The sequence below is a fragment of the Salipiger sp. genome, assembly GCF_059781815.1.
Genome location: NZ_JBYNAH010000197.1, coordinates 1 through 9,982, shown reverse-complemented (window position 1 = coordinate 9,982; position 9,982 = coordinate 1). Strand labels below are relative to the sequence as shown.

General features: G+C 67.1%; 12 protein-coding genes. 5 read left to right on the top strand and 7 right to left on the bottom strand.

The genetic code is table 11. The features are described from left to right. Positions 1 to 97: 97 nt before the first annotated feature. The 4 genes from AC6RA4_RS19240 to hpt all read right to left on the bottom strand — a co-directional run bounded on the left by AC6RA4_RS19240 (position 98) and on the right by hpt (position 2,483). The gene (locus AC6RA4_RS19240) at positions 98 to 997 is read right to left on the bottom strand and encodes a c-type cytochrome (RefSeq protein ID WP_500163124.1); all 900 of its coding nucleotides are present in this window, start codon (positions 995 to 997) and stop codon (positions 98 to 100) included. Positions 998 to 1,000: 3 nt separating this feature from the next. Further along, entirely contained in the window at positions 1,001 to 1,459 is a 459-nt protein-coding gene (locus AC6RA4_RS19235) for a c-type cytochrome (RefSeq protein ID WP_500163122.1), read from the bottom strand. Positions 1,460 to 1,753: 294 nt separating this feature from the next. After that, on the bottom strand, positions 1,754 to 1,939 hold the full coding sequence (locus tag AC6RA4_RS19230) for a hypothetical protein (protein WP_500163120.1): 186 nt from the start codon (positions 1,937 to 1,939) through the stop codon (positions 1,754 to 1,756). Position 1,940: 1 nt separating this feature from the next. Then, positions 1,941 to 2,483, bottom strand: a complete 543-nt coding sequence (gene hpt, locus AC6RA4_RS19225; protein WP_500163119.1) for a hypoxanthine phosphoribosyltransferase — start codon at positions 2,481 to 2,483, stop codon at positions 1,941 to 1,943. Positions 2,484 to 2,568: 85 nt separating this feature from the next. Between hpt and AC6RA4_RS19220 the strand changes: the two genes are divergently transcribed. Beyond that, on the top strand, positions 2,569 to 3,024 hold the full coding sequence (locus AC6RA4_RS19220; protein ID WP_500163117.1) for a type II toxin-antitoxin system RatA family toxin: 456 nt from the start codon (positions 2,569 to 2,571) through the stop codon (positions 3,022 to 3,024). Between the two features lie 6 nt (positions 3,025 to 3,030). Here the strand turns inward: AC6RA4_RS19220 and AC6RA4_RS19215 are convergent, their stop codons facing one another. The 3 genes from AC6RA4_RS19215 to AC6RA4_RS19205 are packed head-to-tail and all read right to left on the bottom strand — an operon-like array spanning position 3,031 to position 5,125. Next, positions 3,031 to 3,510, bottom strand: a complete 480-nt coding sequence (locus AC6RA4_RS19215; RefSeq protein ID WP_500163115.1) for a CinA family protein — start codon at positions 3,508 to 3,510, stop codon at positions 3,031 to 3,033. Next, positions 3,507 to 3,992 carry a phosphatidylglycerophosphatase A family protein gene (locus tag AC6RA4_RS19210; RefSeq protein ID WP_500163113.1) on the bottom strand — a complete coding sequence of 162 codons (486 nt, stop codon included), beginning with the start codon at positions 3,990 to 3,992 and terminating at the stop codon, positions 3,507 to 3,509. Before AC6RA4_RS19210 ends, AC6RA4_RS19215 begins: the two co-directional genes overlap by 4 nt. Beyond that, positions 3,989 to 5,125, bottom strand: coding sequence for a bifunctional 2-C-methyl-D-erythritol 4-phosphate cytidylyltransferase/2-C-methyl-D-erythritol 2,4-cyclodiphosphate synthase (locus AC6RA4_RS19205; protein ID WP_500163112.1), 1,137 nt, complete (start codon positions 5,123 to 5,125; stop codon positions 3,989 to 3,991). Before AC6RA4_RS19205 ends, AC6RA4_RS19210 begins: the two co-directional genes overlap by 4 nt. Before the next feature lie 177 nt (positions 5,126 to 5,302). Between AC6RA4_RS19205 and dusB the strand changes: the two genes are divergently transcribed. From dusB to AC6RA4_RS19185, 4 genes are all read left to right on the top strand, one after another. Further along, the gene (gene dusB, locus AC6RA4_RS19200) at positions 5,303 to 6,286 is read left to right on the top strand and encodes a tRNA dihydrouridine synthase DusB (RefSeq protein ID WP_500163110.1); all 984 of its coding nucleotides are present in this window, start codon (positions 5,303 to 5,305) and stop codon (positions 6,284 to 6,286) included. Then, complete coding sequence (locus AC6RA4_RS19195) at positions 6,283 to 7,368, top strand: two-component system sensor histidine kinase NtrB (RefSeq protein ID WP_500163109.1); 1,086 nt, start codon at positions 6,283 to 6,285, stop codon at positions 7,366 to 7,368. The genes dusB and AC6RA4_RS19195 overlap by 4 nt, the downstream gene beginning before the upstream one ends. After that, positions 7,368 to 8,741, top strand: a complete 1,374-nt coding sequence (locus AC6RA4_RS19190; protein ID WP_222605044.1) for a response regulator — start codon at positions 7,368 to 7,370, stop codon at positions 8,739 to 8,741. The genes AC6RA4_RS19195 and AC6RA4_RS19190 overlap by 1 nt, the downstream gene beginning before the upstream one ends. Positions 8,742 to 8,926: 185 nt before the next feature. Continuing rightward, the coding region (locus tag AC6RA4_RS19185; protein WP_500163107.1) for a HAMP domain-containing protein at positions 8,927 to 9,982 on the top strand (1,056 nt) is incomplete at its 3' end.

Here is a 9,982-nt window from a genome sequence, read left to right as displayed (position 1 = left end):
GCGCTGCGCCCCTGTCTTCTCTTCGTCAAAAATACTCCCGCCGGAGGCAGGCCGGTCTTTGCGGCCGGGGGCTTGTCCCGGGATTGCCGCGGAACGCTTAGTCCATTACGCCGCCGGGGGGCAGCGCCTTGAGATAGGCGGCGACGGCTTCGCGGTCGGTCGGATCCAGTTTTGCGAAATTCTCCACCACCGCCACCATGTGGCCACCGGCGCTGTCGTAGTCCGGGGTGAAGCCGCTTTCGAGATAATAGGCGATGGACCCCGCGTCCCAGTCGAGCGCGTCCGGGGTCAGGCCGGGGATCGTGCCCTTGCCGCTGGGATTGGGCGCGCCGGTGAGCCAGGCGGAGGTGTCGAGCCCGCCGAGCCCGTCGCGGGGCGTATGGCATTCGCCGCAATGGGCCAGCGCCTCGACGAGATAGCGGCCGCGCTCGACCTGGGCGTCGGGCACGTCGCTCATCACCCAGTCATCGGTCATGTAGGGCCGCTTCCATGCGCCGACGCCGCGGCGGATGTTGAAGGGGAAGCCGACCTCGTGAGGCTGGCTGGGCGTGTCCGAGGCGGGCAGGGTGAGCAGGTAGGCCCAGAGGTCCACCACGTCCGCGTCGCGCATATGAGCATACGCAGTATAGGGGAAAGCCGGGTAGAGGTGTCGGCCCGAAGGCGAGACGCCGCGCATCACCGCGTTGGCGAAGTCCGCGAGGCCCCAGTCGCCGATGCCCTGCGCGGGGTCGGGCGAGATGTTGGGCGCCACGAAGGTGCCGAACTCCGAGGCGAAGCGCTGGCCGCCTGACAGCACCAGCTTGTCGTCGCCGGAGGCATCGGGGGCGTGGTGACAGGAGGCGCAGCCGGCGGCGGTGAAGACCCGTTCGCCGTTCCCGGGGTCGCCGGTCATTCCGGCAAAGCGCGCCTCGGGCAGCCGCTTTGGCGCGGTCAGCACCCATCCAGCCCCGGCGGCGGCGAGCGCCGCCAGGACCACGATCCCGATCGCTCTGCGCATCGATCAGTTCTGCGGCGCGCGGTAGCTGTCGTGGCAGGCCTTGCAGGCGCCGCCCAGACCGCCCATCGCCGGGCCGATGGCCTCGGCACCGCTGCCGGCAGCGGTTTGCATCGCCGTGGCCGCCTCGCCGAGCGCCGACCACTTGGAGGCGAAATCCTCCCAGTCGTCCCAGATCTCGGCCTTGGCGCGGGTTCCGTCGATATCCATCTCGGAGGAGCCCTCGGGCCAGAGCGGCTGCTGGTGGATCATTGACACCGCGACCAGCGAGTCGGCGGCGGCCTGCGCGGCCTCGGCGTCGTACTCGGTCTTGCCCTGGGCCATGTCGCCCAGCGTGCCGAGATTGATTGCGAGGATGCGGAACTGGCCCTGACGGGCTTTCAGGTGGCCAGCGTAATCCTGCGCCATCGCGGTGCCGGAGAGGCAAAGCGACAGGGCGGCGGCGGTGGTCAGAAGGCGGGTCATCGAAAACTCCCTGTGGGTGATCTTTTTCTACCTATGGGTGCCGTAAAGCTAGGCCGGCAACCGGACCTCGGCAAACTTAGCCTCTCTGCTCGGCGGCGCTGTGACAACCTTGGAGTTCATCGCCGGTTCAGGTGTCATACTCCGGAAAGAGTCCCGGAAGCGTTTTCCATAACCCTATTAATCACAATAAATCAATTGCTTGAGGTGCGCTCTTCGCGCACTGCGCGGCGCCGTCCGACACGTCCCCTATAGGTCTTGCGACATGCGGCTCGCCAAACCGTGATCGGCGATGGCTCAGGGGCTCACCCGCATCGGCACGCGCAAGCGCTCTGCGGTGAGCGCATCCGGCCAGCCGATCCAGCGCTCGACGGCGTAGAGCGCGAGGCAGACCGCCACCACGCCCAGAACCAGCTTGACCCGGCCCGCCGATGGCGGGTTCCGGACCCAGCGCGCCATGCGCAAGAACCAGTGCGGGTTCATCTCACTCCTCCGGGAAGCGAACCTTGCCGATGAACGGCAGGTTGCGGTTCCTCTGCGCGAAGTCGATGCCGTAACCCACGACAAACTCGTCGGGAATCTCGAAGCCTGTCCAGTCGGCCTTGAGCGCCACCTCGCGCCGCGCGGGCTTGTCGAGCAGGGCGATGGTGCGCAGTTTGCGCGGCTCGCGCGAGCCCAGCAGCTTCAGCACGTGGTGCAGCGTGAAACCGGTGTCGACGATGTCTTCCACCACCAGCACGTCGCGGCCCTCGATCGGCGAGCGCAGGTCCTTGAGGATGCGCACCTCGCGGCTCGAGTGCATGGCGTTGCCATAGGAGGAGGCCTCGAGGAAATCGACCTCGACCGGCAGGTCGATCTCGCGCACCAGATCGGCGATGAACACGAAGCTGCCGCGCAGCAGGCCGACCACCACCAGCTTGTCGGTATCGCGGTACTCGCGCCCGATCTCGCGCGCAAGCTCCTCGATCCGCGCGGCGATGGTCTTGGCCGAGATCATCTCGTCTACGACATATGGCCGCTCAGTCATGGCATTCCCCTTGCAAAGACGGCCACAGCATATGAAGAAACCCCCGACCATTGTCACGCGATAAAGGGACGCTAGAAAGACCGTCATGCCGACCCATTCCGAGACCAAGCACCTGCCGTATAGCGCGCAACAGATGTATGATCTGGTGGCCGATGTCGGCAGCTATCCCGAGTTCCTGCCCTGGACCGCCGCGGCGCGCATCCGTTCGACCGAGGACAAGGGCGATCACACGGTGATGCTGGCGGACCTGGTGATCTCGTTCAAGGTCTTCCGCGAGCGCTTCGGCAGCCGCGTGACGCTCTATCCAGAGCAGAAGAAGATCGATACGGAATACCTCGACGGCCCGTTCAAGCACATGATTTCCAAGTGGGAATTCGAGGACAAGCCGGACGGTGGCGTCGACGTGCACTTCTTCGTCGATTTCGAGTTCAAGAACCGCATCCTGCAGGGCGCGGCGGGGATGTTCTTCTACGAGGCGATGCAACGCATCGTGCGGGCCTTCGAGCGCCGCGCGGCGGAGCTTTACGGCGCGAAAGCCTGAGGCGGCTCAGTCTTCGCTGAGCGCGCTCTGCAAAAGCTCGAGGGCGTGATGGGCCGCCGCCTCGCGGACGTTTCCCCGCCCGAGCGCCCCGAACTGGATCGTTTCGGTGATGGTGTCGGTGGCGCTGGCCAGCGCGAAGCAGACCATGCCCTCGGGTTTGAGATCCGAGCCGCCTGGGCCCGCGACGCCCGAGATCGCCACGGCGAAATCCGCCTCTGCCGCCGCGCGGGCGCCTTCGGCCATCTCGCGCACCACGTCTTCCGAGACCGCGCCATGCAGCGTCAGCGTCTCGCCGCGCACGCCGAGCATGTCCTGCTTGGCGGCGTTGGAGTAGGTGACGAAGCCGCGGTGGAAGATGTCCGACGAGCCAGCGACATCGGTGATCGCCGCCGAGACCTTGCCGCCGGTGCAGCTTTCGGCGGTGGTGATCGTGGCGCCGCGTTCGCGGGCCAGCATCAGGATTTCGCGGGCAAGGACTTCGGTCACATCAAGACTCCGTGGGCAAGCGCGGCAAGCGCGATGCTGACGATAGCAGAAAACACGCCGGCGATCACGTCGTCGAGCATGACGCCCATCGCGTCGCCCCGGCGGTCGGCTTTGCCCACCAGCCACGGCTTCCAGATGTCGAACAGGCGGAAGAACACGAAGGCCGAGACCCAGCCCGGCCAGAGCCGCCAGACATCGACCGACATCATCATCGCGCCATAGCCCACGGGGAAGAGCGCGATCCACTGGCCGACCACCTCGTCGATGACGATCCACGAGGGATCGTGGTCGGCGGCGTTGGTGGTCATGCGCTCGGTGGCAACAAGGCCAAGGACGAAGGCCGCGACGGTGGCGGCGGCGAGCAGCCAGAAGCCGCCGGCGACCAGCAGCACATAGGCGACGGGCAGGGCGGCGAGCGAGCCCCAGGTGCCCGGGGCGGGCTTCAGGAAGCCGACATAGAAGAAGGAGGCGATGGCTTTCATGGTTTCACCAGCGTGGCAGTTGCAATGGCGGCGATGCCCTCTTCGCGCCCCGTAAAGCCGAGCCGCTCGGAGGTGGTGGCCTTGATCGAGACCCGGTCGGGCTCCATGCCCAAGATGCGGCACATCTCGGCGGTCATCTCGGGCGCATGGGGGCCGATCTTGGGGCGTTCGCAGACCAGCGTGAGGTCGATATTTGAGATGGTGAAGCCCTTGGAGCGGGCAAGCTCGACGGCGTGGCGCAGGAAGATTTCGCTCGCCGCTCCCTTCCACTGCGGATCGCTCGGCGGGAAGTGGCGGCCGATATCGCCCTCGGCCATGGCGCCGTATAGCGCGTCGGTGACCGCGTGCATGCCAACATCGGCGTCGGAATGGCCCTGCAGGCCGCGCCCGTGCGGCACCTTGATGCCGCAAAGCACGACGTGGTCGCCCTCGCCGAAGCGGTGCACGTCATAGCCGTTGCCCAGCCGGATATCCATTCGATCCTTCTCCTTCAGCAGTGCCTCGGCGCGGGCGAAATCCTCCGGGCCGGTGATCTTGAGATTGCGTTCCTCGCCCGGAACGATGGCGACGTCCAGCCCGGCGGCGCGGGCGACCTCGACATCGTCCGCCGCGCCTCCGGGATGCGCGGCGTGGGCCGCCACGATGGCGTCATAGCGGAAGCCCTGCGGGGTCTGGGCACGGTAGAGCCCGCTGCGGTCGCGGGTGCCGGTGACGCGATCGTCAGCGCCGGTCCAGAGCGCATCGGTGACCGCCAGCGCCGGCGCGGCGCCCGGCGCGGTGTCGAGCGCGGCGATCACCGCGTCTAACAGATTTCGAGAGACGCAGGGGCGCGCGACATCGTGAATGAGCGCCCGTTCCGGTGGATCGTCGGCCAGCGCCTCGAGCCCCGCGCGGACCGAGCCCGCGCGGTCTGCGGCGCCGTGCACGAGCGTGACCGGCAGGCCGGCGCAGAGCGCCTCGGCGCGGGGGCGGTCATCGGGGTGAATCACCAGAACGAGGCGGGGCAGGTGGGCGAAGGCGCGCAGCGTCCACAGCGCCACCGGCGCCCCGGCGATGTCGCGCCATTGCTTGGGCAGCGCGCCCCCGGCCCGGGTGCCGCGACCGGCAGCGACGATGATGGCGGCGGTTGTCATGGCATTGGTCCTTCCCGGCGCCCTCTCTAGGCGCTGCCCCGGCGCTGCGCAATGCGCCGTGGGTTCGCGGTTAAAAATTAGGCAAACTGCGGCAAGATGGGGCGTTAACCCCTTTGGGCAATTGAATGTGGCGCGCGCACAGGTTACCTCCCAAGCATCTGCACAAGGAATAGGCGCTTGAGTATCCTCCTCGGAGACAGGTTGATCACTCCCCCTGTCCTGCTGGCTCCGCTGGCGGGAATCACCGACTTGCCCTTCCGCACCCTCGTTTCGCGATGGGGGGCGGGGCTTGTGGTGTCGGAAATGATCGCCTCCGGCGAGTTCCTCACCGCGCGCCCCGGCACCCGCGAAAAGGCCGAGCTTGGCGCGGCGATCGAGAACACTTCGGTGCAGATCGCTGGCCGCGCACCCGAGCCGATGGCCGAGGCCGCGCGCATGGTCGCAGACATGGGCGCGCGGGTCATCGACATCAACATGGGATGCCCGGCCAAGAAGGTCACCGGGGGCTATTCGGGGTCTGCGTTGATGCGCGATCCGGACCACGCGCTAAGGTTGATCGAGGCGGTGGTCGCGGCGGTCGACCTGCCGGTGACGCTCAAGACGCGTCTGGGTTGGGACGACGGCAGCCGCAATGCCGCGCAGCTGGCGGCGCGGGCCGAGGCGGCGGGCATCCGGATGATCGTGATTCACGGCCGCACCCGCTGTCAGTTCTACAAGGGCCGCGCCGACTGGGCGGCGATCCGCGAGGTGAAGGAGGCGGTGAGCGTGCCGCTGGTTGCCAATGGCGACATCACCGACGCGGCAAGCGCCCGCGAGGCGCTACGGCTCTCCGGCGCCGATGGCGTGATGGTCGGGCGCGGGGCGCAGGGCGCGCCGTGGCGGCTGGCCGAGATCGCCCACGCGCTTTACGGCGCGCCTAAGCCCCGGATCCCTGAGGGCGCGGCGCTGACCGATCTGGTGCGCGAGCATTACGACCGGATGATCGAGTTTTATGGCCCCGATCTTGGCGTGCGCTGCGCGCGCAAGCATCTGGGCTGGTACATGGACGCCGCCGGCACCGACGCCGCGATGCGCCGGGCCGTGCTGACCGAGCGCGATCCCGCCCGGGTGCGCGCGGCGCTCAAGCCGGCGCTTGAAGAGGCCCTCGAGGAGGCCGCATGAACACCGAGATCCAAGGCCAGCTCTGGTCCTCCCTGCCGATCCCGGCGATCCTTCTGGACGCTGAAGAGCGCATCGCAGACATGAACCCGGCCGCCGAAGGCTTCATGAACAACTCGGCCAAGTGGCTGATCGGCCAGCCGATCTGGGATCGCCTCGCGGTTGACGCGCCGCTCGAGGAAAGCCTCGCCCGGGCGCGCGAGAACGGCACGCCGCTCTTCGTGAACGATGTCGATGTCGGCACCGGCTCGCGCCCGCCGCTGGTCTGCAACCTGCAGATCGCGCCGGTGCAAAGCCATCCCGGCTGGTTCATCATGCTGATCTCGCCGCGCGAGCTGGCCGGTCGGATGACCCAGAGCCACTCGGTGAAATCGGCGGCCAAGTCGGCCATCGGCATGGCCGAGATGCTGGCGCACGAGATCAAGAACCCGCTGGCGGGCATTGCGGGGGCGGCACAGCTCCTGAGCATGAGCCTCAGCAAGGACGATCTCGAGCTCACCGACCTGATCGTCGCCGAGACCCGCCGCATCGTGAAGCTGCTCGAGCAGGTCGAGCAGTTCGGCAACCTCTCGGCGCCCGAGAAGAAGGCGGTCAACATCCACGACGTGCTCGACCGGGCGCGGCGCTCGACCCAGCTTGGCGCCGGGGCGCATATGAAGTTCATCGAGGAATACGACCCCTCGCTGCCGCTCGCCTACGGCGATCCCGACCAGCTTTTGCAGGTGGTCCTGAACCTGCTGAAGAACTCGGCCGAGGCGGCGGATCAGAAGGCCGGCGGCACCATCCGCCTGCGCACCTTCTACGAGCATTCCTTCCGCATGCGCCGGGCCGATGGCACGACGCAGAAACTGCCCCTGCAGGTCGAGGTGATCGACGACGGCCCCGGCCTGCCGGACGACATCAAGGGCGACGTGTTCGACCCGTTCGTCTCGGGCAAGGAGAACGGCACCGGCCTCGGCCTCGCGCTGGTCTCGAAGATCATATCCGACCATGACGGCTGGATCTCGGTGGACTCCGTCCCCGGCCGCACGGTCTTCCGCATTTCGCTTCCGCGCGCCCCGCGCGAGACAGAGGAGAAGAGCTAATGGACGGCACCGTTCTTGTTGCTGATGACGACCGCACCATCCGCACGGTCCTGACCCAGGCCCTGACCCGCGCCGGCTGCAAGGTGCATGCGACCTCGTCGCTGACCACGCTGATGCGCTGGGTCGGAGAGGGCAAGGGCGACGTGGTGATCTCGGACGTGGTCATGCCCGATGGCAACGGGCTCGAGATGTTGCCCAAGATCCACCAGGACCGGCCCGAGCTGCCGGTGATCGTGATCTCGGCGCAGAACACCATCATGACCGCGATCCAGGCGGCCGAGGCCGAGGCTTATGATTACCTGCCCAAGCCCTTCGACCTGCCGGACCTGATGAAGCGCACCGCCAAGGCGCTCGACAACCGCAACCGCACGCCCAAGCGCGAAGAGGTCGCGACGATCGGCGCCGATGGCCCCGACGAGCTGCCGCTGGTCGGCAAGACCCCGGCGATGCAGGCGCTTTATCGCCTCGTGGCGCGGGTGATGAACACCGATCTGCCGGTCCTGATCTCGGGCGAGAGCGGCACCGGCAAGTCGCTGATCGCGCGCGCGATCCACGATTTCTCCGACCGCCGCACGCTGCCCTTCGTCACCGTGACCGGGGCTGATCTCTCGGATCTCGAGGGCCCGGCGCGGGTGCTGGCGCGGGTCAAGGGCGGCACGCTCTTGATCGACGAGATCACCGACATCCCCGACGAGATCCAGGCCCGCGTGGTGCGGATGATGGACATCCCCGGCGAGCACGTGCCGCGCTTCATGGCGACCTCGCAGGGCGATCTGGCGCAGGCGATGGAAGAGGGCCATGTGCGCCAGGATCTCTACTATCGCCTCTCGGGTGCGACGATCAACGTGCCGAGCCTGCGCGAGCGGGTCGAGGACATCGCGCTGCTCACCGATCACTTCCTTGCCCGGGCCGAGCGCGAGGGCGCGCCCAAGCGCTGGCTCTCGGCCGATGCCTCCGAGCTCTTCCGCGCCTATAGCTGGCCGGGCAACGTGCGCCAGCTCGAGAACTCGGTGCGCCGCCTGAGCCTGACCAGCCGCGCCGAGGAGATCAGCCGCCCCGAGGTCGAGGCGGTGCTGGGCAACCAGCCCGATACCGGTCCGATCCTGCGCGGCGGCGACGCCGAGAAGCTTGGCACCTCGGTGGCCCGCCACCTGCGCCGCTATTTCGACCTGCACGGCAACATGCTGCCGCCGCCGGGGCTTTATGCGCGCATCCTGAAGGAGGTCGAGGCGCCGCTGATCGAGATCGCGCTCGAGGCGACGGGCGGCAATCAGGCGAAATGTGCCGATCTTTTGGGAATCAACCGCAATACGCTGCGAAAGAAGATCACCGACCTCGATATTCGCGTGACACGCCGCCGCAAACTGATGTAAAAGAGCCACATAGATGTGGCCGCGCTGCTTCGTTTTCTCGAAGCTGGCGAAGAAGCCACAAGATATGGCGGTTCGCTGCATCGAGCAGCACATCAGGATGAGGTCGGCCTGTGGCCATCCGGGCACGGAAATCTGTCTCGCGCAGCGCGACGTGGTCAAAGCTGGCCCGTCTGCGGCGCCAGCGCATGGTGCAAAACGTCGCGACGCTAGGGCTGGTGCTTCTTGGGCCGGTCCTCGCGCTGCTGACCTTTGTCGCGCTCGGTCCGCTCGACATCGGTCGGGGCACCGAGCTGAGCCTCAGTCTCGTTCTGCTGGCCGATCTGGTCTATGTGCTGCTCCTGGCGACGCTGGTTCTGGCCCGCGTTGCCCGGATGATCTCCGACCGGCGGGCGCAATCTGCCGGCTCGCGCCTGCACCTGCGCCTCACCGGGGTGTTCGCGCTGATGGCGCTGCTGCCCACGGTCACGGTCGCGGTGTTTGCCGTGCTCACCATCAATATCGGTCTCGAGACGTGGTTTTCGAGCCGGGTGCAGAACGTGGTCGGCGCGTCGCTTGCCGCCGCCGAGGCCTATGAGGAAGAGCAGCGCCGCGGCCTGACCGAGGATGTCGAGGCGCTGGCGCGTTTCGTCGACAGCGCCCGGCGGGCGAATTTCGCCTTCGACGATGGCGACATCCGCCAGATCCTCGCGCAGGGACAGGGGCAGGTGCAACGCGGCCTGCGCGAAGCCTATGTGATCGACGGCAGCGGCGAAATCCGGGCCCGCGGCGAGCGGTCTTATGAATTTGATTTTGAACATCCCGACAGCCAGGACATCACTGATGCCTCGATCGACGGGATGAAGATCATCCAGGATTGGGACAACAACGAATTCCGGGCCATCGTGCGGCTGGAGGCCTTTGTCGACCGCTTCCTGTACATCAGCCGGGAGGTCGACGGCGAGCTGTTGAACCTGCTCGATGATACCCAGGAAACCGCGCATCTGTACCAGCAGCTGGAAAGCGACCGGGGCCGGGTGCTGTTTGAGTTCGGCCTGTTGTACCTGGGCTTTGCCCTGATCATGATCCTGGCGGCAATGTGGCTGGGCATGTGTTTTGCCGAGCGGCTGTCGCGTCCGGGGGCCCGCCTGACCGTAGCCGCCCAGCGGGTTGGCGGCGGCAACCTGAATGTGCAGGTTCTGGAGGAAGAGGGCGATGACGAGATTGCCCAGCTGGGCCGATACTTCAACCAGATGACGCGCGAA

Excerpts from the sequence above, each read along its gene's own strand:
- hpt (WP_500163119.1), bottom strand. The coding sequence starts at position 2,483 with ATGACTGAGCGGCCATATGTCGTAGACGAGATGATCTCGGCCAAGACC.
- AC6RA4_RS19220 (WP_500163117.1), top strand. The coding sequence starts at position 2,569 with ATGCCGACCCATTCCGAGACCAAGCACCTGCCGTATAGCGCGCAACAG.
- AC6RA4_RS19190 (WP_222605044.1), top strand. The coding sequence starts at position 7,368 with ATGGACGGCACCGTTCTTGTTGCTGATGACGACCGCACCATCCGCACG.
- AC6RA4_RS19240 (WP_500163124.1), bottom strand. The coding sequence starts at position 997 with ATGCGCAGAGCGATCGGGATCGTGGTCCTGGCGGCGCTCGCCGCCGCC.
- AC6RA4_RS19205 (WP_500163112.1), bottom strand. The coding sequence starts at position 5,125 with ATGACAACCGCCGCCATCATCGTCGCTGCCGGTCGCGGCACCCGGGCC.
- AC6RA4_RS19230 (WP_500163120.1), bottom strand. The coding sequence starts at position 1,939 with ATGAACCCGCACTGGTTCTTGCGCATGGCGCGCTGGGTCCGGAACCCG.
- AC6RA4_RS19210 (WP_500163113.1), bottom strand. The coding sequence starts at position 3,992 with ATGAAAGCCATCGCCTCCTTCTTCTATGTCGGCTTCCTGAAGCCCGCC.
- AC6RA4_RS19195 (WP_500163109.1), top strand. The coding sequence starts at position 6,283 with ATGAACACCGAGATCCAAGGCCAGCTCTGGTCCTCCCTGCCGATCCCG.
- AC6RA4_RS19235 (WP_500163122.1), bottom strand. The coding sequence starts at position 1,459 with ATGACCCGCCTTCTGACCACCGCCGCCGCCCTGTCGCTTTGCCTCTCC.